The organism is Allosphingosinicella sp., from assembly GCF_035626655.1.
Taxonomy (GTDB): Bacteria; Pseudomonadota; Alphaproteobacteria; order Sphingomonadales; family Sphingomonadaceae; genus Allosphingosinicella.
Genome location: NZ_DASPNF010000018.1, coordinates 1 through 21,516, shown reverse-complemented (window position 1 = coordinate 21,516; position 21,516 = coordinate 1). Strand labels below are relative to the sequence as shown.

The 21,516-nt window shown below is 68.7% G+C and carries 15 protein-coding genes and 1 pseudogene; 6 read left to right on the top strand and 10 right to left on the bottom strand.

Features of this window, described 5'->3' with window-relative positions; genetic code table 11:
• Positions 1-238: 238 nt before the first annotated feature.
• The 4 genes from VEC11_RS14575 to VEC11_RS14560 form a co-directional block, all read right to left on the bottom strand.
• Positions 239-664, bottom strand: coding sequence for an SseB family protein (locus VEC11_RS14575; RefSeq protein ID WP_464132778.1), 426 nt, complete (start codon positions 662-664; stop codon positions 239-241).
• A 61-nt stretch (positions 665-725) separates the two neighbouring features.
• Positions 726-1,457, bottom strand: coding sequence for a LytR/AlgR family response regulator transcription factor (locus VEC11_RS14570; RefSeq protein ID WP_464132775.1), 732 nt, complete (start codon positions 1,455-1,457; stop codon positions 726-728).
• A complete protein-coding gene (locus tag VEC11_RS14565; RefSeq protein WP_464132770.1) occupies positions 1,457-2,536 on the bottom strand; it encodes a sensor histidine kinase in 1,080 nt (359 codons plus the stop codon). Before VEC11_RS14565 ends, VEC11_RS14570 begins: the two co-directional genes overlap by 1 nt.
• Positions 2,537-2,683: 147 nt before the next feature.
• Complete coding sequence (locus tag VEC11_RS14560) at positions 2,684-2,851, bottom strand: hypothetical protein (RefSeq protein WP_464132767.1); 168 nt, start codon at positions 2,849-2,851, stop codon at positions 2,684-2,686.
• Here VEC11_RS14560 and VEC11_RS14555 point away from each other — a divergent pair.
• The 4 genes from VEC11_RS14555 (at position 2,790) to VEC11_RS14540 (ending at position 14,591) form a co-directional block, all read left to right on the top strand.
• Positions 2,790-4,412 carry a tetratricopeptide repeat-containing sulfotransferase family protein gene (locus VEC11_RS14555; protein ID WP_464132784.1) on the top strand — a complete coding sequence of 541 codons (1,623 nt, stop codon included), beginning with the start codon at positions 2,790-2,792 and terminating at the stop codon, positions 4,410-4,412. The two genes, VEC11_RS14560 and VEC11_RS14555, sit on opposite strands and share 62 nt — an antisense overlap.
• Positions 4,413-4,648: 236 nt before the next feature.
• Positions 4,649-8,830 (top strand): DNA-directed RNA polymerase subunit beta, encoded by a 4,182-nt coding sequence (gene rpoB / locus VEC11_RS14550; protein WP_464132764.1) that lies wholly within the window; start codon positions 4,649-4,651, stop codon positions 8,828-8,830.
• A 71-nt stretch (positions 8,831-8,901) separates the two neighbouring features.
• A complete protein-coding gene (gene rpoC, locus VEC11_RS14545) occupies positions 8,902-13,200 on the top strand; it encodes a DNA-directed RNA polymerase subunit beta' (protein WP_464132761.1) in 4,299 nt (1,432 codons plus the stop codon).
• Positions 13,201-13,412: 212 nt separating this feature from the next.
• Positions 13,413-14,591, top strand: a complete 1,179-nt coding sequence (locus tag VEC11_RS14540) for a glycosyltransferase family 4 protein (protein ID WP_464132781.1) — start codon at positions 13,413-13,415, stop codon at positions 14,589-14,591.
• A gap of 143 nt (positions 14,592-14,734) precedes the next feature.
• Here VEC11_RS14540 and VEC11_RS14535 read toward each other — a convergent pair whose 3' ends face one another.
• From VEC11_RS14535 to VEC11_RS14520, 4 genes are all read right to left on the bottom strand, one after another.
• On the bottom strand, positions 14,735-15,367 hold the full coding sequence (locus tag VEC11_RS14535) for a PadR family transcriptional regulator (protein WP_464132759.1): 633 nt from the start codon (positions 15,365-15,367) through the stop codon (positions 14,735-14,737).
• A gap of 166 nt (positions 15,368-15,533) precedes the next feature.
• Entirely contained in the window at positions 15,534-15,941 is a 408-nt protein-coding gene (rplS, locus tag VEC11_RS14530) for a 50S ribosomal protein L19 (RefSeq protein ID WP_464132756.1), read from the bottom strand.
• Between the two features lies 1 nt (position 15,942).
• Positions 15,943-16,683: a tRNA (guanosine(37)-N1)-methyltransferase TrmD gene (gene trmD, locus VEC11_RS14525; protein WP_464132752.1), complete on the bottom strand. Its 741-nt coding sequence runs from the start codon at positions 16,681-16,683 to the stop codon at positions 15,943-15,945.
• Positions 16,680-18,182, bottom strand: coding sequence for a serine hydrolase domain-containing protein (locus VEC11_RS14520; protein ID WP_464132750.1), 1,503 nt, complete (start codon positions 18,180-18,182; stop codon positions 16,680-16,682). Before VEC11_RS14520 ends, trmD begins: the two co-directional genes overlap by 4 nt.
• 89 nt (positions 18,183-18,271) lie before the next feature.
• Between VEC11_RS14520 and VEC11_RS14515 the strand changes: the two genes are divergently transcribed.
• Together VEC11_RS14515 and VEC11_RS14510 are read left to right on the top strand one after the other, a co-directional pair.
• Positions 18,272-19,192, top strand: a complete 921-nt coding sequence (locus VEC11_RS14515) for an NAD(P)/FAD-dependent oxidoreductase (RefSeq protein WP_464132746.1) — start codon at positions 18,272-18,274, stop codon at positions 19,190-19,192.
• 23 nt (positions 19,193-19,215) lie between these two features.
• Positions 19,216-20,109 carry a 2OG-Fe(II) oxygenase gene (locus VEC11_RS14510; RefSeq protein ID WP_464132742.1) on the top strand — a complete coding sequence of 298 codons (894 nt, stop codon included), beginning with the start codon at positions 19,216-19,218 and terminating at the stop codon, positions 20,107-20,109.
• On the opposite strand, the gene rimM is transcribed toward VEC11_RS14510, so the two are convergent.
• Together rimM and rpsP are read right to left on the bottom strand one after the other, a co-directional pair.
• Complete coding sequence (gene rimM / locus VEC11_RS14505; protein WP_464132736.1) at positions 20,110-20,592, bottom strand: ribosome maturation factor RimM; 483 nt, start codon at positions 20,590-20,592, stop codon at positions 20,110-20,112.
• A 273-nt stretch (positions 20,593-20,865) separates the two neighbouring features.
• Positions 20,866-21,348, bottom strand: a pseudogene (rpsP, locus tag VEC11_RS14500) (30S ribosomal protein S16); the annotation flags it as partial.
• Positions 21,349-21,516: the final 168 nt, after the last annotated feature.

Sequence of the window (21,516 nt, the reverse complement as noted above, 5' to 3'; positions counted from 1 at the left end):
CCGGCGGTGGCGGCGCGACGATCACGGGGGGCGGCGCCGCAATGACGGGCGGCGCGTCTTGCGCGAATACGGGCGCGGTGGGGAGGACGAGGGCAGCGAACAGCGCGGCCGACGCGGGGCGAAGCGGGGAAAGTTTCTGTTTCATATCACGCCGACAACGAATTCGCGGCGCAAAAGGCTCGGCTTATCGTTCGATCTGCGTCAGGAGGTTGGGACTCAGCGGCGAAACGAAAGGTGGTTAAGACGCGGCCCCGCTGCTTTCACGAAGCTGCGGGAAGCCGAGCCAGGCCTTCAGCTTGCGCACCTCCTCCGCCGGGATCACCATCTGGTGGGTATAGCCGGGATTGAGCACCGCGCCCTTGCCGCTGGGCAGGCTGAAGATGAAATCGCGCCAGCGCATCTCGAAGGCATGGCGGGCATGTTCGGGATAGAGGCCGAGCCGCAGGCGCGAGGAGAAAGCCGCGACCACGGTGTCGCTCCCCGCCTTCAGCAGCAGCGGCGAGAAGTCGCTGCCGTCCGGGAGCATCGCCGTCGCGCTGCCGACATAGATGGACGCGTCGCGCAGCGCGGCCACCAGCTCGTCATTGGTGCAGGCACCGGTCTTCGCATCCTCCATCTTGCGTTCGATGGCGTTCTGCGGGGCAAATTCGATCAGTTCTTCCACGCCGCGCTCGATAGCAGCATCCGCGCGCCGGGCAAGGGGAAGGCCTGCCTGAAGCTCAGGGTCAGGCGGCCGTGCGGTGGAGCAGCGCCTTCAGGCCGTGCATGTAGCGGCGCCCGACCGGCGCCTCCGCACCGCTGGCGAGCGAGACGCAATGGGCGCCCGTCGGCTTGCGGTGCAGGCCGACGATCGCGGCCCTGCGGCAGATGGCGGAGCGGTGGACGCGGATGAACTGATCCGGATCGAGCCTTTCCTCGAGCGCCTTCAGCGTCGTCCGGGCGAGGCCGGTCGACTCTCCGGCATGGACCCTGGCATAATCCCCATGGCCCTCGATCCACTCGATCTCGTCGAGCCAGATGCGGACGAAGGCGCGATGCCGGTGGACCCAGAGACTGTCGAGGGGGGCTTTGACGTCTCGGGCGGCGCGCGCCTCGAGCCAGAGCCGGCCGCGATCCACCGCCTCCTCGAGCCTGGCCTGGGACCAGGGCTTCATCAGATAGTCGGCGGCGGCGACGTCGAAGGCCTGCACCGCATGGGCGTCATAGGCGGTGACGAAGATCACCGCCGGCCGCGTCTCCGGCGGGATCCGCTCCAGGACCTCGAAGCCGGTCAGGCCCGGCATGGCGATGTCGAGCAGGATCAGGTCGGGCTTTTCCGCGGCGATCATCGTGACCGCGTCGCGCGCGCTGGTGGTCGAGCCGACCACCTCCACGCCGGGCACGCGCTGCAGCGAGCGCGACAGGCGCCGGATCGCCAGCGGCTCGTCGTCGATCAGCATGGCGCGGATGCTCTGCATCAGCACTCCCGCCGCGGCAGGCGGATGGAGGCGCGGAAGCCGCCGGCGACCGGGCCGGCCTCGAGTGCGCCCTGCTCGCCGAAATGAGCACGAAGCCGCGCGGCGACATTGGCGAGCCCAACGCCCGCCCCGCCGGGCTGCGCCTCGCCGCTGCCCTCATTCTCGACGGCCAGCACCACCGCTTCGCCGCGGGCGGCGGCGGACAGGCGGATGGTCAGCGGCGCCTCCGAGCGGCCGAGGCCGTGCCGCACCGCATTTTCGATCAGCGGCTGCAGGATGAGCGCGGGCACCGGGGTCTCGGCGAGATCGCCCGGCAGGTCGAACTCCACGCCGAGCCGGTCCCCGAAGCGCGCCCGCTCGATCTCCAGATAGAGGCGTTGCAGCGCGATCTCCTCGCCGAGCGGGATCATCCCGGCGGGCTCGACGGTCAGAGTGGAGCGCAGGAAGGCGGCAAGGTTGACCAGCATCGCCTCCGCCTCCCGGTTGCGGCCGTCGCCGACCAGCGAGGCGACCGAGTTCAGCGTGTTGAACAGGAAATGGGGGTTGAGCTGGTAGCGCAGGGCCGCGCGCTCGGCGTCCCGGGTCATCTCGGCGAGGACGGTGGCGCGCCGGTGATGATCCTCGCTTTCCCAATGATAGATGAGGGCGAGATGGGTGCCGGTCCAGGCGAGGAAATAGCCGAGCCAGACGAGCGACCATTGCACGCTCTCGACCAGGCTGAAGCTCATGCCGGGCAAAGGCAGGATGACCCGGTTGATCGTCATGGTCAGGCCGGTCAGCGTCGCCGACATCAGGAAGGCGCCGAGCACGCCCCAGAAGACCCGCTCGGGGAAGGAGCGGCCGCGCAGCGCGGCGAGGACGCGCGCCATGCCGAAGCAGAGCGTCGCCCCGATCAAGGCGAGCGCGAGCCGGCGCGGCCCCATGATCGAAATCGGCAGGGCGTCGATCACGAGCGCGCGGATCGACAGCATGAGCACGGCGAAGGCCCAGAAGGCGCCAATCAGGATCAGCTCCGCACGCCGCCGCCTGCGGGCGACGACGGCATCCTCCTCGATCCCGAATGACCGTGTCTGTTCCAAATAAGATCCGTTCGCCCACCGCCTTCTAGCCGCAGCGGGGCCGGCGCCTCAAGGCGGCCTGACCAGTTCCGGCGAGGCCAGCGGGACGTTCGTCGCGCCCGGGTGACGTTCGTCCCGCGGGCGATGGCGGCGGCCCCGGGCCGCGCCCTAGCCGACGAGCCTGGCAAGGCACGGGAGCAGGACGCTGGCATCGATCCCGCCCAAAGCGCGAGAGGCGATCGAGCTGGCCCGCCGCGGCGAGCTCGCCGGCGCCATCCTGTCCGGCGAGGCCGCCCTCGCCGAGACGCCGAATGACGGGCCGCTGAGGCTGTTCATCGGCGTCCTTCACGCGCGTCGGCTCGATCACGACCAGGCGGTTCCCCACCTCCGCCGGGCAGCGGACCTCCTCCCCGAGAATCCGCTCCCCCGGATCGAGCTGGCGCGCGCGCTGGCCGGCGCCGGCCGTCCCGACGAGGCCGAGGCCGCGATCGCCGGCTTGGCCGGGAAAGGCCCGGTCGCCGGCGAGCTCGCGCGGCTTCGCGCCTGCGTGGCCGAGGCGCAGGCCGCCGCGGGCCGGGGCGAGGCCAGCCTCGCCGCCGCGAGAGCGCAGGCCCGCATTTTGCCCTACGACCCGGCCGTCAGAGTCGCGATCGCACGCCTCGAGGATCTGCTCGGCCGGCCCGAGAAAGCGGAGGCGGCGCTGGACGAGGCGCTGCTGCTCGATCCCGGCTGCGCCCCCGCCTTGCTCGCGCTCGCCGATCTCGCCGAGCGCGCCAACCGGCTCGACGCGCTGGAGGCGCTGCTGGCGAGGGCCGCGGCCGTCGGGATCCCGGCCACGGACACGATGCTGCTCACCGCCCGGCTCCGTTACCGCCGCGGCGACCTGGCCGGCGCGCTGGCCGCCGCGCAGGCGGCGCCCCGCAGCGGCGACGGCGGCGCCCGCGCGGAGCTGATCGGCCGGATCCTGGACCGCAAGGGCGACCCCGCCGCGGCCTTTGCGGCCTTCGCGGAGATGAACCGGGAAGCAGGGTCCGTCGTCCCGAATGCCCGCGCCGCGGCCCGCCTCTATCGCGAGGAGATCGCCCGGACGGCCGCGCTCGTGACTCCCGGCTGGCATGGCAGCTGGACGGCCCTGCCGCCGCCGGCGCGGCCGGCGCCCGTCTTCCTGCTGGGCTTCCCGCGCTCCGGCACGACCTTGCTGGACACGATGCTCGCCGGCCATGACGAGGTCGTCGTGCTGGAAGAAAGGCCGGTCCTGGAGGCTGCCGCCCGCGCGCTCGGGGGCCAGGACCGGCTGGCCAGCCTCGACGCTGCGCAAATCGAGGCGCTGCGCTCGCGTTATTTCGAGGCGCTCGACGCGGCGGCGCCCGACGCGCGCGGCCGCCTTGTCGTCGACAAGATGCCGCTCGGCCTGACCTGTGTGCCGCTTATCCACCGCCTGTTCCCGGAGGCGCGGATCATCTTCGCCGAGCGCCATCCCTGCGACGTCGTGCTGAGCGGCTTCATGGTCCGCTTCGATCCGCGCGGCGGCATGGCGAACTTCCTCGATCTGGAGGATACCGCCCTTCTCTACGACAGGATCATGCGCCTCTGGCAGAATTGCCGGGCGGCGCTGCCGCTCGCGGTGCACAGGGTCCGCTACGAGCGGCTGGTGGCCGATCCGGAAGCCGAGCTGCGCCCGCTCGCCGCCTTTCTCGGGCTCGGCTGGGACGGGCGCCTGCTCGACCATCGGGCCACGGCCCGCGATCGGGGCCATATCGGCTCGGCCAGCTACGCCCAGGTGACGGAGCCGGTCCATATGCGGGCCAGCGAACGCTGGCGGCGCTACCGGGCGCAGCTGGTACCGATCTTGCCGATCCTCTCCCCGTGGGCCGAGCAGCTGGGTTACGACCTGTAAGCGCCGCCCGGCCCCTTTACATCTCCTGCAGCGCCGCCTATATCGCGCCCCTCACCACAGAGGTTCGGAACAGTTCGCGCCGTCGCGCAGCGCGATCAACGCATTGAATCTCTGAGGTTTCACAGACGCTGAAGCTGCGATTCCCGTGCCGGGAATCCGCGGCTTTTTGCGTTTGTGCGCTCCTTTTTTGACAGGGATCCCGGCCCCGCCGGGACAGGAAGCGAGAAACAATCTCCATGGCGAAAGCAGCATCGGCTCCGGCGGCCAAGACCAACCTTAGCGAGACCCGGCCCACCGCATCCAAGCGCATCCGCAAGATTTTCGGCAACATCCACGAAGTCTCGGAGATGCCGAACCTCATCGAGGTGCAGCGCGAGAGCTACGAGCAGTTCCTCCGCTCGCGGCCGCAGGACGGCTATGTGTCCGGCCTCGAGAAGACGCTGCGCAGCGTCTTCCCGATCCGCGATTTCGCCGGGACCGCCGAGCTGGATTTCGTCCATTACGAGCTCGAGGACCCCAAGTACGACACCGACGAGTGCCGCCAGCGGGGCATGACCTATGCGGCGCCGATGCGCGTGACGCTCCGCCTGATCGTGTTCGAGGTCGACCCCGATACGGAGACCCGTTCCGTGCTCGATATCAAGGAGCAGGACGTCTACATGGGCGACATGCCGCTGATGACGAAGAACGGCACGTTCATCGTCAACGGCACGGAGCGCGTGATCGTCTCCCAGATGCACCGCTCGCCGGGCGTGCTCTTCGACCATGACCGCGGCAAGACCCACGCCTCCGGCAAATATCTCTTCGCCGCCCGCGTCATCCCCTATCGCGGCTCCTGGCTCGACTTCGAGTTCGACGCCAAGGACATCGTCAACGTCCGCATCGACCGCAAGCGCAAGCTGCCGGTGACGGCGCTGCTCCATGCGCTCGGCCTGTCGAGCGAGGAGATCCTCAACACCTTCTACAACCGCGTCGTCTATGTGCGCGGCACCGGCGGCTGGCAGATCCCGTTCGTCGCCGAGCAATGGCGCGGCAACAAGCCGGCCTTCGACATCGTCGATGCCAAGTCGGGCGAGGTCGTCTTCCCCGCCGGCCAGAAGATCAGCCCCCGCGCCGCCAACAAGGCGCACAAGGACGGGCTCGAGACCCTGCTCATCCCGACCGAGGAAGTGTTCGGCCGCTACAGCGCCTTCGACCTGATCAACGAGGCGACCGGCGAGATCTACATCGAGGCGGGCGACGAGCTCAGCCCCGACAATCTCGAGAAGCTGGACAAGGCCGGCATCGACCGGATCGAGCTGCTCGACATCGATCACACCAATACCGGCGCCTGGATCCGCAACACGCTGAAGGCGGACAAGTCCGAGGACCGCGACAGCGCGCTGGCCGACATCTACCGCGTCATGCGCCCGGGCGAGCCGCCGACCAAGGAGACCGCCGAGGCTTTGTTCGCCGGCCTGTTCTTCGATCCGGAGCGCTATGACCTCTCGGCCGTCGGCCGGGTGAAGCTCAACATGCGCCTCGGCCTCGACGCCGACGACACGATCACCACCCTCAGGACCGAGGACATCGTCGCGGTCGTGCAGGAGCTGGTGAACCTGAAGGACGGCAAGGGCGAGATCGACGACATCGACAATCTCGGCAACCGCCGCGTCCGCTCGGTCGGCGAGCTGCTGGAGAACCAGTATCGCGTCGGCCTGCTCCGCATGGAGCGCGCCGTGAAGGAGCGCATGTCCTCGGTCGACGTCTCGACCGTCATGCCGAACGACCTGATCAACGCGAAGCCGGCCGTCGCGGCCGTCCGCGAGTTCTTCGGCTCGTCGCAGCTCTCGCAGTTCATGGACCAGACCAACCCGCTCTCCGAAGTGACGCACAAGCGCCGCGTCTCGGCGCTCGGGCCGGGCGGCCTCACCCGCGAGCGCGCGGGCTTCGAGGTCCGCGACGTCCATCCGACCCATTATGGCCGCATCTGCCCGATCGAGACCCCGGAAGGCCCGAATATCGGCCTGATCAACTCGCTCGCCAGCTTCAGCCGGGTGAACAAATACGGCTTCATCGAGACGCCGTACCGCAAGGTTGTCGACGGCAAGGTGACCAAGGACGTGGTCTACCTCTCCGCCATGGAAGAGGCGAAGCACACGATCGCCCAGGCCAATGCCGAGCTCGACAAGGCCGGGCATTTCGCCGAGGAGATCGTCTCCAGCCGCCGTGCCGGCGAGTTCCTGATGGCGCCGCGCGAGACCATCACCCTGATGGACGTGTCGCCGAAGCAGCTCGTCTCCGTCGCTGCCTCGCTGATCCCGTTCCTCGAGAATGACGACGCCAACCGCGCGCTCATGGGCTCGAACATGCAGCGCCAGGCGGTGCCGCTGGTTCGCGCCGAGGCACCGTTCGTGGGCACCGGCATGGAGGAGACGGTCGCCCGCGATTCCGGCGCCGCCATCGCCGCGCGCCGCACCGGCATCGTCGACCAGGTCGACGCGGCCCGCATCGTCGTGCGCGCCACGGACGAGGTCGAGGCCGGCAAGTCGGGCGTCGACATCTATACTTTGATGAAGTTCCAGCGCTCGAACCAGAACACCTGCATCAACCAGCGGCCGCTGGTGAAGAAGGGCGATCTGGTCCAGGCCGGCGACGTCATCGCCGACGGCCCGTCGACCGACCTCGGCGAGCTGGCGCTGGGCCGCAACGTGCTCGTCGCGTTCATGCCCTGGAACGGCTACAATTTCGAGGATTCCATCCTGATCTCCGAGCGGATCGTGAAGGACGACGTCTTCACCTCGATCCACATCGAGGAGTTCGAGGTCATGGCCCGCGACACCAAGCTCGGGCCGGAGGACATCACCCGCGACATCCCGAACGTCGGCGAGGAGGCTTTGCGCAACCTCGACGAGGCGGGCATCGTCTATATCGGCGCCGAGGTGGAGCCGGGCGACATCCTCTGCGGCAAGATCACCCCCAAGGGCGAGAGCCCGATGACGCCGGAGGAGAAGCTTCTCCGCGCCATCTTCGGCGAGAAGGCCAGCGACGTGCGCGACACCTCGCTCCGCCTGCCGCCGGGCGTCTCGGGCACCGTCGTCGAGGTCCGCGTCTTCAACCGGCACGGCATCGACATCGACGACCGCACCCGGGCGATCCAGACCGAGGAGAAGGACCGTCTGCGCAAGGACGCGGAGGACGAGCGCGCCATCCTGAAGCGCTCTTCCTATGCGCGCCTGCGCGAGATGCTGCTCCGCCAGACCGCCGTCGGCGCGCCCAAGGGCGTGAAGAAGGGCGGCGTGATCGACGCCGAGACGCTGGACAGCGTCGAGCCGCACGAATGGTGGAAGTTCGCGGTGAAGGACGACAAGCGCCAGGCCGACCTCGAGGCCGTGAAGGCCCAGTATGACGAGGCCGAGGCCGCGATCCGCCGCCGTCTGGAGGACCGCATCGAGAAGCTGGAGCGCGGCGACGAGCTGCCGCCGGGCGTGCTCAAGATGGTCAAGGTCTTCGTCGCGGTGAAGCGCAAGCTGCAGCCGGGCGACAAGATGGCCGGCCGTCACGGCAACAAGGGCGTGATCAGCCGCATCCTGCCGGAAGAGGACATGCCCTTCCTGGAGGACGGCACCGCCGCCGACATCGTGCTGAACCCGCTGGGCGTGCCCTCGCGCATGAACGTCGGGCAGATTTTCGAGACCCATCTGGGCTGGGCCGCGCGCGGCCTCGGCAAGCAGGTCGCGGCTCTGCTCGACGAGATCCATGCCAAGGGCAAGGCGGCCGAGGCCGGCGACGTGAAGGGCGTCCGCACCAAGCTGAAGGACATTTACGGCAAGAATTATCATGCCGAGATCGATGCCCGGGGCGAGGACGAGGTGCTCGAGCTGGCGTCGAACCTGACCAACGGCGTCCCGATGGGCACGCCGGTGTTCGACGGCGCCAAGGAAGCGGATGTCGCCGACATGCTGGAGAAGGCCGGGCTCGACGTCTCCGGCCAGGTGACCCTGTTCGACGGCCGCACCGGCGAGGCGTTCGACCGCAAGGTGACCGTGGGCTACATCTACATGCTGAAGCTCCACCACCTCGTGGACGACAAGATCCACGCGCGCTCCATCGGCCCCTACTCGCTCGTCACCCAGCAGCCGCTGGGCGGCAAGGCGCAGTTCGGCGGCCAGCGCTTCGGCGAGATGGAGGTGTGGGCGCTCCAGGCCTATGGCGCCGCCTACACGCTGCAGGAAATGCTGACGGTGAAGTCGGACGACGTGATCGGCCGCACCAAGGTCTACGAGGCGATCGTCAAGGGCGACGACACGTTCGAGGCCGGCATTCCGGAGAGCTTCAACGTGCTCGTCAAGGAGATGCGGTCGCTCGGCCTCAACGTCGAGCTGAACTCGATCATCGACGACAGCGAGGACGAGGGCTTCGCGGAGGCGGCGGAATAAGGGAGCGGGCCTCCGGGCCCCTCCCCTCCACCGCGCCACCGCAACGAATTTTCCCTGAAAGGGACTGATAAATGAACGAGATGACCACCTTCGCGAACCCGGTCGCCAAGCCGGAGACGTTCGACCAGATCAAGATCGGCATTGCGAGCCCGGAGCGAATCCGCTCCTGGTCGTTCGGCGAGATCAAGAAGCCCGAGACGATCAACTACCGCACGTTCAAGCCCGAGCGTGACGGCCTGTTCTGCGCGCGAATCTTCGGCCCGATCAAGGACTATGAGTGCCTGTGCGGCAAGTACAAGCGCATGAAGTACAAGGGCATCGTCTGCGAGAAGTGCGGCGTCGAGGTCACCGTCTCGAAGGTCCGCCGCGAGCGGATGGGCCATATCGAGCTGGCCGCCCCGGTCGCCCATATCTGGTTCCTGAAGTCGCTGCCCTCGCGCATCGGCCTGCTGCTCGACATGCAGCTGAAGCAGCTGGAGCGCGTGCTCTACTTCGAGTCCTACATCGTCACCGAGCCGGGCCTGACCCCCCTCGAGAAGTTCCAGCTTCTCACCGAAGACGAGCTGCTCGACGCGCAGGACGAATATGGCGAGGACGCCTTCACCGCCGGCATCGGCGCCGAGGCGGTCAAGCAGATGCTGATGGACCTCGACCTCGAGGGCGAGCGCCAGGCTTTGCTCGACGAGCTGGAGACCACCAAGTCCGAGCTGAAGCCCAAGAAAATCATCAAGCGGCTGAAGGTCGTCGAATCCTTTCTCGAGTCGGGCAACCGGCCTGAGTGGATGATCCTCGACGTCGTGCCGGTGATCCCGCCGGAGCTCCGTCCGCTCGTCCCGCTGGACGGCGGCCGCTTCGCCACGTCTGACCTCAACGACCTCTATCGCCGCGTCATCAACCGCAACAACCGCCTGAAGCGCCTCATGGAGCTGCGCGCGCCGGACATCATCGTCCGCAACGAGAAGCGCATGCTGCAGGAGGCGGTCGACGCCCTGTTCGACAATGGCCGCCGCGGCCGCACCATCACGGGCGCCAACAAGCGGCCGCTGAAGAGCCTTTCGGACATGCTGAAGGGCAAGCAGGGCCGCTTCCGCCAGAACCTGCTCGGCAAGCGCGTCGACTATTCGGGCCGCTCGGTGATCGTCACCGGGCCGGAGCTGAAGCTGCACCAGTGCGGCCTTCCGAAGAAGATGGCGCTCGAGCTGTTCAAGCCGTTCATCTACTCGCGCCTCGACGCCAAGGGCCTCTCCATGACCCTGAAGCAGGCGAAGAAGTGGGTCGAGAAGGAGCGCAAGGAGGTCTGGGACATCCTCGACGAGGTGATCCGCGAGCATCCGGTGTTGCTGAACCGCGCGCCGACGCTCCACCGCCTCGGCATCCAGGCGTTCGAGCCGGTGCTGATCGAGGGCAAGGCGATCCAGCTGCATCCTTTGGTCTGCGCCGCCTTCAACGCCGACTTCGACGGCGACCAGATGGCCGTGCACGTCCCCCTGAGCCTCGAGGCCCAGCTGGAAGCGCGCGTGCTGATGATGTCGACCAACAACATCCTCTCGCCCGCCAACGGCAAGCCGATCATCGTGCCCTCGCAGGACATGGTGCTCGGGCTCTATTATCTGTCGATGGAGCGCGAGGGCGAGCCGGGCGAAGGCTCGGTGCTGGCCGACATGGAGGAGGTCCACCAGGCCCTCTTCGCCGGCGCGGTGACCCTGCACACCAAGATCACCAGCCGCGTCCCGCAGACCGGTGAGGACGGCAGCGTCTACATGAAGCGGGTCGAGACCACGCCGGGCCGCATGCTGCTCGGCGAGACCCTGCCGAAGTCGCACAAGGTCCCCTTCGAGACAGTCAACCGGCTGCTCACCAAGAAGGAGATCGCGGACGTCATCGACATCGTCTACCGCCACACCGGCCAGAAGGAGACGGTGCTCTTCGCCGACGCGATCATGGGGCTCGGCTTCCGTCACGCCTTCAAGGCGGGCATCTCGTTCGGCAAGGACGACATGATCATCCCGCACGAAAAGGAGGGCATGGTCGACGAGACCCGCGCGCTCGTGAAGGATTATGAGCAGCAATATCAGGACGGCCTGATTACCCAGCAGGAAAAGTACAACAAGGTGATCGACGCCTGGAGCCGCTGCGGCGACCAGGTCGCGAACGCCATGATGGACAAGATCAAGGCGCAGCCCAAGGACGAGAATGGCCGCATGGCCCCGATCAACTCCATCTACATGATGGCCCATTCGGGCGCCCGCGGCTCGCAGGCCCAGATGAAGCAGCTCGCCGGCATGCGCGGCCTCATGGCCAAGCCGTCGGGCGAGATCATCGAGACGCCGATCATCTCGAACTTCAAGGAAGGCCTGACCGTCCTCGAATATTTCAACTCGACCCACGGCGCCCGCAAGGGCCTCGCGGACACGGCGTTGAAAACCGCCAACTCGGGCTATCTCACCCGCCGTCTCGTCGACGTGTCGCAGGATTGCGTCGTCGTCGAGGATGATTGCGGCACCGAGAACAGCCTCGACATGCGCGCCATCGTCCAGGGCGGCGCGATGATCGCCTCGCTCGGCGAGCGCATCCTGGGCCGTACCCCGGCCGAGGACGTGGTCGACGCCAAGACCGGTGAGACGATCGTCAAGGAAGGCGAGCTGATCGACGAGGCCGCGGCCCTGAAGATCGACGAGCTCGGCATCCAGTCCGTGCACATTCGCAGCCCGCTGGTCTGCGAGAGCGAGCATGGCGTCTGCGGCCGCTGCTACGGGCGTGACCTCGCCCGCGGCACCCCGGTCAATATCGGCGAGGCGGTCGGCGTGATCGCCGCCCAGTCGATCGGCGAGCCGGGCACGCAGCTGACGATGCGGACCTTCCACATCGGCGGCGCCGCCCAGCTCAACGAGACGTCGAGCCTCGAGGCGGTCGCCGACGGCACCGTCGAGCTGCGCGACCTGCCGACCATCCTCGACCCGCGCGGCCGGCGCATCGCCATGGCCCGCAACGGCGAGCTGGCGATCCTCGACATGGACGGCCGCGAGCGCTCGACCCACCGCATCCCCTACGGCGCGCACCTGATGGCCGACAACGGCCACATCGTGTCGAAGGGCGACCGGATCGCCGAGTGGGATCCGTTCATGATGCCGGTGATCACCGAGAAGGGCGGCGTCGTGAAGTTCCAGGATCTGATCGAGGGCAAGACGCTCGTCGAGCAGACCGACGAAGCGACGGGCATCGCCCAGCGCGTCGTCACCGAGTTCCGCGCCACCGCGCGGAGCAAGGAGGACCTCAGGCCCCGCATCACCCTGCTCGACGCGGAATCGGGCGAGGCGGCGCGCTACATGCTCTCGCCGGGCGCGATGCTCTCGGTCGAGGACGGCCAGACGGTGGAGGCCGGCGAGGTGCTCGCCCGCGTCACCCGCGAGGCGGCCAAGACCCGCGACATCACCGGCGGTCTGCCGCGCGTCGCGGAGCTGTTCGAGGCGCGCAAGCCCAAGGAGAATGCGATCATCGCCAAGGTCTCGGGCAAGATCCAGTTCGGCAAGGACTATAAGGCCAAGCGCAAGATCGCGATCGTTCCCGAGGACGGGGGCGAGCCGGTCGAGTATCTGGTGCCGAAGTCCAAGGTCATCGACGTGCAGGAAGGCGACTTCGTGAAGCGCGGCGACAACCTGATCGGCGGCTCCCCGGATCCGCACGACATCCTGGAGGTGCTGGGCGTCAAGGCGCTGGCCGAATATCTGGTGTCGGAGATCCAGGAGGTCTACCGGTTGCAGGGCGTGAAGATCAACGACAAGCACATCGAGGTGATCGTCCGCCAGATGCTGCAGAAGGTTGAGATCACCGAGTCCGGCGACAGCACGTTCCTCGTGGGCGAGCAGGTCGACCGGCAGGAGATGAACGAGGCCAATGCCAAGCTGAAGGCGCAGGGCAAGAAGAAGTTCGCGGAAGGCAAGCCGGTGTTGCTCGGCATCACCAAGGCGAGCCTGCAGACCCGGAGCTTCATCTCCGCCGCGTCCTTCCAGGAGACGACCCGCGTCCTCACCGAGGCCTCGGTGCAGGGCAAGATCGACGACCTGGAAGGCCTCAAGGAGAATGTCATCGTCGGCCGCCTGATCCCGGCGGGCACCGGCGCCGGCATGAAGCGGCTGCGCATCGCCGCCTCCTCGCGCGACGCCGCGCTCCGCGCGCAGCACCGCTCGATCCAGGAGGCGCTCATCGCCGCCAATTCGGCGGAGGAAGAGCATGCGGCCGAGCTCGCCCAAGGTCCGGAGGCGGCGACGCATTCGGATCCGCTCGAGGCGGTGACCGTCAGCGGTCACGGAACCGATGCGGATGCTGGCGATTACCTCCAGACAGAGGCTGCGGACGGCGACGAAGCCTGAAGCAAATCGGATGAAACGCCCCGCCGGCTGCGGTCGGCGGGGCGGTTTTCGTCTAGAGGAAATGCATGACCGCGAAGACCGTCAACCGGAAGACAGGCCTGCCGAACGCCCTGCGCGAAGCCGCCAGGGGTCTGGACGTTCCGGCCCTGCCCACGCTGAAGGGCAAGGGGCGGGCTTTGCCATCGGTCGAGGAGGCTCCTATCGGTCCGGACATGGATGTCTCGGACCTCCGCGTCGCCATCTTCAGCGGCAATTACAATTATGTCCGCGACGGCGCCAACCAGGCGCTGAACCGCCTGGCCGACTATCTCCTGCGCCAGGGCGCCGCGGTCCGCGTCTATTCGCCGACCAGCAAGACCCCCGCCTTCGAGCCCAAGGGCGACCTCGTCTCCCTGCCGGCCATTCCGATTCCCGGGCGGCCGGAATATAAGATCGGCACGATGATCCCGCCCAGCGTGAAGCGGGATATCGCCGATTTCCAGCCGAACATCATCCACGTCTCCAGCCCCGACGTCACCGGCCACCGTGCCGTCAGCCTCGCGCGCAGGTGGGACCTGCCGGTGATCGCCTCGGTCCACACCCGCTTCGAGACCTATCCGCGCTATTACGGCATGGCCTTCCTCGAGCCCGCCGTGCTGGCGACGCTGCGCCGCTTCTACCGCCGCTGCGACGCGATCTTCGCGCCGTCGGACTCGATGGCCCAGCTGCTCCGCGAGCAGCGCATGAACTATGACGTCGGCATCTGGACGCGCGGCATCGACCGCGACATCTTCCAGCCCGGCCGCCGCGATCTCGCCTGGCGGCGCAGCCTCGGCATCAAGGACGACGAGCCGGTGGTCGGCTTCACCGGCCGGCTGGTCATGGAGAAGGGGCTCGACGTCTTCTCCGACGCGGTCGACCGGCTGACCAAGCGGGGCGTGAAGCACCGCGTGCTGATCGTCGGCAAGGGCCCGGCGCGCGACTGGTTCGAGAAGCGCCTGCCCGACGCGGTCTTCGCCGGCTATCAGTGCGGCGAGGATCTGGGGCGCGCGGTCGCCTCGATGGACATGCTGTTCAACCCCTCGGTCACCGAGACCTTCGGCAACGTCACGCTGGAGGCGATGGCCGCGGGCTTGCCCGTGGTCGCGGCGATCGCGACCGGCAGCGAGAGCCTGGTCACCGACGGCGTCACCGGCCGGTTGGTGCGGCCCGGCGCGATCGATCTCTTCTGCGAGGCGCTGGCCCATTATTGCACCGACGCTGAGGCCCGCCGCGCGGCCGGCGAGGCCGGCTTCCGGGCGAGCCAGCGTTACGGCTGGGACGCGGTCAATCACGAGCTCGCCGAGGCCTATATGCGCGTCATCCGCCAGCACAATGAAGGCGGCCGCCAGCCGCGCAGCCAGGTTCCCTAAGGAAGACGGGCAAAGGGAAAAACCGTTCGGGCTGAGCTTGTCGAAGCCCTGCCTTTCCTTTCTTCACCAGAGAAGAACAGCCCTTCGACAGGCTCAGGGCGAACGGAGAGAGGGTGAACTCACCCTCTCCACCTCATCTCCGGCTATTTGAGGCGTTCGATCTTCTGCGCGGCCTCGTCGAGGACCTCGGCAATCCTGTGCATCGTCTCCTCGTCCATGTCGTCGCGGGTCACGCGGTGCCAGATCGAGGCGAGCAGATTGCCGACCGCGCGCCTGATCGGCGGGCCGCCCGCCTTGCGCTGGTCGCCGCCGACCGCCTCGAGCCGGCCGAACAGCTCCTCGATCTCCTCGGCTTTCTCGGCGAGATGCGCCTCGCCGTCGCTCGTGACCTGGAAGGCCTTGCGCGAGCCTTCGCCGGGCGCCTCCTCGATCAGCCCCATGTCCTGGAGCATGGTCAGGGTCGGATAGACGACGCCCGGGCTCGGCGCATAGGCGCCGTGGGTCAGCTCCTCGATCGCGCGGATCAAATCGTAGCCGTGCCGCGGCTGGTCGGCGATCAGCTTGAGCAGGACGAGGCGGAGTTCGCCGGCGTCGAACATGCGCCGGCGGCCGCGGCCCCGGCCGCCCCCGCCCCACTCGTCGCCGCCCCACTGGCCCCAGCCGCCGCCGAAGCCGCCGCGGCCCCAGCCGCCGCCAAAGCCGCGCCCCATGCCCATGGCGATGATCGCCTCCGGAAAGCCGCGCGGGCCGCAGCCATGCATCTTGAATCGTCCCATCCGGACTCACTCCTGTCTAAGATGGACTGAGATATATCTTATTGTTCGACAGTTTCAAGATATATCTTTTATGCACCCAGACAGGCTGGGTTCGGCCCCTCTGCGCAAAGCAAAAGGGCGGCCGCCGAAGCGACCGCCCTTCCCTGTCTCGGACCTGCCGGAAGGCTCAGCCCTCGGCGGTCTCCGTCTCGGCCTCGGCGCGGGCGGCGTCGAGGTGACGAGTGTCGCGGCGCTCGGCGATGCGGGCCGACTTGCCGGTGCGGCCGCGCAGATAATAGAGCTTCGCGCGGCGGACGGCACCGCGGCGCACGACCTCGATCGAGTCGACGTTCGGCGAATAAAGCGGGAAGACGCGCTCGACGCCCTCACCGAAGCTGATCTTGCGGACGGTGAAGGAGCTGCCGAGGCCCTTGTTGGCCCGCGCGATGCAGACGCCTTCGAAATTCTGGATGCGGGTGCGCTCGCCTTCGACGACCTTGACGCCGACGCGGAGCGTGTCGCCCGGGCGGAATTCCGGGATCTTCTTGCCGGAGGCGGCGATCTGCTCGGCCTCGAGCTGCTGGATGAGGTTCATCTCATTCGTCCTTTTTCTTCTTCTTCTTCTTCTGCGCGCCAGAGGGCGATGGCCTTCGCGCGTCCCCGTGACGCTCGATCAGGTCCGGCCGCCTTAGCCGTGTCTCTGCCTCCGCCTGTTGTCTCCGCCAGGCGGCGATCTTCGCATGATCCCCCGATCGCAGCACTTCGGGGATCCTGCGCCCTTCCCATTCAACAGGCCGGGTATAATGAGGGTATTCGAGAAGGCCGCTTTCAAAGCTCTCCTCCTCACCGCTCGAAGGCGCGCCCATTACCCCGGGAAGCAGCCGGATGCAAGCGTCGAGGAGGGCGAGCGCGGCAGGTTCGCCCCCCGACAGCACATAGTCGCCGACCGAGACCGGGACGAGCGGCCGCGCCTCGAACAGCCTTTCGTCGATGCCCTCGAACCGGCCGCAGAGGATGGTGGCGCCCGGGCCCGCAGCGAGCGCGCGGACCAGGGCCTGGTCGAGCGGCCTGCCGCGCGGGCTCATCACCAATTTCGGGCGGCCGTCCGGCACGCTGTCCAGGGCCGCGGCGAGCACGTCCGCGCGCATCACCATCCCCGCTCCGCCGCCCGCCGGCGTGTCGTCGACGGACCGGTGCCGGTCCGTGGCGAAGTCGCGGATCTGCACCGTCTCCAGCGACCAGCGCCCCTCCGCCAGCGCCTTGCCGGCGAGGCTCAGCCCAAGCGGCCCGGGGAACATCTCCGGGTAGAGGGTGAGAATGGTGGCCGCCCAGGTCACGGATTGGGCACGACCCTGAGCCGCAGGGCCTGAATGGTCGGCGGATTGGTCGGGGCGAGCAGGAGCTGGCCCTGCAGCCGGCCGCGCTCGCACTCCCATTCGAACGTCGCCGTGAGCGCGCCGGTCGGGTTCATCGCCGTCGCCGTCCGGCACGCGCCCGCCTCGCTTTTCAGCCGCGCGAACTCCCGCGCCCAATTCTCCGCGCTGCGGTCCATCAGGAAGTTCATGGCGAGGCTCTGCCGGCCCGGCTCGAGGCTCCCGGCCGCCCACATCGCCCGCGCGACGCGGTAGCCGGCGTCGAGCGCCGGGCTGCCGACGTTGAAGTACGGGACCAGCGCGCCGCGACGCCTGAGCTCGACCGCCGCCTGCCAGACCGGCGGCGACGGCCCGGCATAGGTGCGGTTGGCGAAGGCGAAGATGGCGACGCGATATTCCGGCAGCAGCAAAAGGTAGGAGCCATAGCCCGGATAGCCGCCGCCATGGGCGAGGGTGAGGCCGAGGTCGCAATCCTGCGCGACGCGGAAGCCCATGCCGTAGGTCGTGGCCTGCGGGCAGGAATCCGGCTGGCCGGGGCGGTGGGTGACCGAAGCGAAGTTCAGCCCCTGGGCGAGCTCGCGTATTGTCGACCGGCGCACCGGCCCCTGCTCCGCGCCGTCGCGCGGCGGCCAGGCGGAGAGCAGGAAGGCGGCCCAGCGGGCATAGTCGTTCGCGCTGGTCTGGACGCCGCCCATCGCCCCGAAGGCGCCATGCGCCATGTCCGGCTCGCGGGCATAGGCCTCATTCTCCCAGCGCCAGCCGAGCGCGCGACGCTCCGGCGGGGCGGCGGAGATGTCGTAACCCGTGGAGGTCATGCCGAGCGGGCGCATGATCTCCCGTTCGATATAGTCCCTGTACGGGCGCCCGGAGACGTTGGTGACGATCCGCCCGAGCAGGGCATAGCCGAAGTTCGAATATTCGTACTGGCTGGCCGGCGCGCGGGTGAAGGGCACGCCCTCACGCAGCATGCGGGTGAACTCGGCCTCGGGCAGCGGCGTCTGCCGGTCGCCCCAGGGATCATCGGTGACGAAGCCGCCGACATGGCTGAGCAGGTCGCGGATGCGGATGCGGGGGCTGTCCGCGGTCGGATAGCGCCAGCCCCGCATCTCCGGCACATAGCGCTCGGCCAGATCGTCGAGCCGCAGCCGCCCCGCGTCGCGCAGCTTCAGGATCGCCAGGGCGGTGAAGGCCTTGGACATGGAGGCGATGCGGAACAGGCTGTCCGGCGTGACGGCCCGGGACGGATCCTCGGGCGTCAGGCTGCCCATCGCCCGGACGTAGGCGAGCCGTCCGTCGGCGACGATCCCGTAGACAAGGCCCGGAATGTGCTGCTCGGCCATGAAGCGCTGGAAATAGGCGTCTAGGTTGGGCCCGACCGCCTCGACATACTGGGCCCGCAGCGCCTGCGCGGAGGCCGGAACCGGCAGGCAGGCCAGCAGCATGGCGGCAATCATCTTGCGCATCGTCTCTTCTGTCTCCCCGGTTCGGGCGGGACCGGAATAGGCGCTGGGGCCGGGCGGAACAATCATCATGCCGCCGCGCTGGATGCGCAATGACCGAACCCGATCTCGACTGCCTGATCGTCGGCGGCGGCCCGGCCGGGCTCACTGCGGCCATCTACCTCGCCCGTTTCCACCTGAAGCTGCGCGTGGTCGATGCCGGGCGGAGCCGCGCCTCGCTCATCCCCTGCACCAACAACCATGCCGGCTTCCCCGACGGCATATCGGGCGCCGCCCTGATCGAACGGATGCAGGCGCAGGCGCAGCGTTTCGGGGCGGCGATCGAGACCGGGCGGGTGACCCGGCTCGACCGGATCGAGGGAGGCTTCGAGGCGGAATGGGGCGCCGGGCCGGTCACGGCGCGCGCCGTCCTGCTCGCCACCGGCGTAGCCAACCGGCGCCCGCCGATGGACGAGAGCCTGCACGACGAGGCGCTGGCCCGCGGCCTGATCCGCTATTGCCCGATCTGCGACGGCTATGAGGTGACGGACCGCAAGGTCGGCGTGATCGGCTCGGGCCGGCACGGCGTCGCCGAGGCCCTGTTCCTGCGCTCCTACACCGCCGACGTCACCCTGATCGCGCCGGACCGCGCGCACGAGCTCGCCGCCGACGACAAGGCCCGACTCGCTGCCTCCGGCATCGCCACCGTGGACGGCCCCTGCGCGGCGGTGGCGGCGCTCGACAAGGCGATCGTGGTGGAGACGCCGCACGGCCATCACACGTTCGACAGCGTCTATCCGGCGCTCGGCTCGGACATCCATAACGAGCTGGCGATCCAGGCCGGCGCGGCGCTGGCGGAGGGAACGGGCTGCATCCTCGTCGATTCCCACCAGCGCACGAACGTGCCCGGCCTCTATGCGGGGGGCGACGTGGTGATCGGGCTGGACCAGATCAGCCACGCCATGGGCGAAGGCGGGGTCGCGGCGACGACGATCCGGAATGATTTGGCGCGGGACGAACCGCTGCTACGCTGACCTGATGCGATTCAGGGGAAACGATGGCCGAGGATGAGGAAGGCTTTGCGCTGGCTCTGCGCCTGCTCGCGACGGCGGACTCGGCCGCCGGCTTCGCGCGCGCGGTCGCGCTGACGGAACAGGCGGCGGCCGAGGACGCCGAGGCAATCGCCATGCTCGCCACGATCGAGGCGGTCGGCGCGGGCCGGCCCCGCAACTGGCAGCGCGCCTTCGAGCTGCTCGCGCACGCGGCTGAACGCGGCTCGGACCATGCACGGGCGCAGCTGAAATTGCTCGATGGTCGGACTGCCGAGGCGCTGCTCGCAGCGCCGCCGCCCAGCGCTCTGTCCTCGCGGCCGATGCTGTCGCTGTTCGAGGATTTCGCCAGCGCGGGCGAGTGCGGCTGGGTGATCGCGCGCATGCGCGACCGGCTCGCGCCCGCGATGATCTGGGACCCGGCGACCGGCCTCGGCAAGGTGGACCCCCAGCGCAGCGGCAGCGCGGTCGAGCTGCGGCTCAACGAGATGGACGTGATCATCGCGCTGTTGCGGGCGCGGATCTCGGCGGCGACCCGGCTGCCCGAGTTCATTTTCGAGGTGCCGCAGGTGATGCATTATGCGGTCGGCCAGGAATTCGCTCTCCATCACGACTTCCTCGATCCACGCGCGCCGGGCCCGGCCGCCGACATCGCCCGGCGCGGCCAGCGCATGGGCACGTTCCTGATTTTCCTGAACGACGATTATGCGGGCGGCGAGACCGAATTCCCGAAGGCCGGCATCGCGCATCGCGGCAAGGCCGGCGGCGCCCTGTTCTTCGCCAACCTCACGCCCGACGGCCAGCCGGACCCGCTGAGCCTGCACGCGGGCCGCCCGCCGACGAGCGGCGAGAAATGGGTCTTTTCCCAATGGATCCGGGACCGGGCACCGGCGCCCACCTAGCTAGGCGAGGAAGGCCGGGTCGGCGATGATGCGGCCCCCGGCGAGGTCGGCAATGCCCGGGCGGAACGGGATTAGCGTCTTCCTCCCGTCGGGCCGCTCGATCTCGAGGAGGTCGCCCGCGCCGAAATTCTCGACTGCGACCACGGTACCGAGCGCGGTGCCGTCCCCGTCCACGCAGGCGAGGCCGATCAGGTCGGCATGATAATATTCGCCCTCGGCCAGCGGCGGCAAAGCCTCGCGGGGGACGGTGAGCAGGGCGCCCCGCAGTGCCTCGGCGGCGCTGCGGTCGGCGATCTCGGCGAAGCGGGCGATAGCGCCGGCGCCGCCGGGCCTGACCGATTTGAGGGTCAGCTGGCGTTCGCCGGCATACAGGGTTTTCTGGAGCTTCAGGCTGTCGAGGCCTTCCGCGAACAATTTCAGGCGCACCTCGCCGCCGACGCCGTGCGCGCCGGCGACGGCGGCGAGGGTGACCTGGTCAGCCAATTAAGCCTGCTCGGCCTTCTCGGCGCCCTCTTCGGGAGCGGCCTCATCGCTGCCCTCGGCCGGGGCCTCGGCGGACTCGCCCTCATTGGTCGCCTCGTCGGCCGAGGTGGCCTCGGCTTCCGCGGCCGGAGCTTCGGCTTCCGGAGCCGAAGCTTCCTCGGCAGCAGCCTCGTCGGCCGGAGCTTCGGCCTCGGCGGCAGGAGCCTCCTCGGCGGCGGTTTCCTCAGCCGGCGCAGCTTCCCCGGCGGCAGGCGCTTCGGCTTCCGGAGCCGCAGCTTCCTCGGCAGCGGCCTCCTCGGCGGCCGGAGCCTCGGCCTCGGGGGTGGCCTCCTCGATCGCCTCGGCCATCACCTCGACGGTCTCCTCCTGGGCCTCGTCGGCGGCCGGAGCGGCTTCCTCGGCCGGCGCGGCGGCGGCCTCGGCTTCCTTGTTCGCCCGCTCCTCGGCGCGCTCCCTGGCCTTCTCGCCCGGCTCGGCCTTCTTCGGGTTGTTGCGGGCCGCCCGCTCCTTGATGCCGGCGGCATCGAGGAAGCGCAGCACGCGGTCGGTCGGCTGCGCGCCGACGCTCAGCCAGTGGCGGATCCGGTCGGCGTCGAGCTTCACGCGCTCGGCGCTGTCCTTGGGCAGCAGCGGATTGTAGCTGCCGACGCGCTCGATGAACTTGCCGTCGCGCGGGTTGCGCGAGTCCGCCACCACGATCTTGTAATAGGGCCGCTTCTTCGCGCCACCCCGGCTGAGCCTGATTGCAACTGCCATTTTAATACGTCCTTTCTGAGTGATACGTCTATTTCTTGAAATTCTTCGGTAAATTGAACGGCGCGCCGCCCTGGCCGCCCGGGAGACCCGGAAGCCCGCCCGGGGGCATGCCGCCGCCCGGTCCGCCGAGCCCGCCCATGCCGCCGGCGCCGCCCATGCCGCCGAGGC

What these genes read in the sequence shown, in the direction of transcription:
- VEC11_RS14535 (WP_464132759.1), bottom strand. Translation starts at nt 15,367, where the DNA reads ATGGGACGATTCAAGATGCATGGCTGCGGCCCGCGCGGCTTTCCGGAG.
- VEC11_RS14515 (WP_464132746.1), top strand. Translation starts at nt 18,272, where the DNA reads ATGACCGAACCCGATCTCGACTGCCTGATCGTCGGCGGCGGCCCGGCC.
- VEC11_RS14570 (WP_464132775.1), bottom strand. Translation starts at nt 1,457, where the DNA reads ATGCAGAGCATCCGCGCCATGCTGATCGACGACGAGCCGCTGGCGATC.
- VEC11_RS14510 (WP_464132742.1), top strand. Translation starts at nt 19,216, where the DNA reads ATGGCCGAGGATGAGGAAGGCTTTGCGCTGGCTCTGCGCCTGCTCGCG.
- rpoB (WP_464132764.1), top strand. Translation starts at nt 4,649, where the DNA reads ATGGCGAAAGCAGCATCGGCTCCGGCGGCCAAGACCAACCTTAGCGAG.
- rpoC (WP_464132761.1), top strand. Translation starts at nt 8,902, where the DNA reads ATGAACGAGATGACCACCTTCGCGAACCCGGTCGCCAAGCCGGAGACG.
- rplS (WP_464132756.1), bottom strand. Translation starts at nt 15,941, where the DNA reads ATGAACCTCATCCAGCAGCTCGAGGCCGAGCAGATCGCCGCCTCCGGC.
- VEC11_RS14560 (WP_464132767.1), bottom strand. Translation starts at nt 2,851, where the DNA reads ATGAACAGCCTCAGCGGCCCGTCATTCGGCGTCTCGGCGAGGGCGGCC.
- VEC11_RS14540 (WP_464132781.1), top strand. Translation starts at nt 13,413, where the DNA reads ATGGATGTCTCGGACCTCCGCGTCGCCATCTTCAGCGGCAATTACAAT.
- VEC11_RS14520 (WP_464132750.1), bottom strand. Translation starts at nt 18,182, where the DNA reads ATGCGCAAGATGATTGCCGCCATGCTGCTGGCCTGCCTGCCGGTTCCG.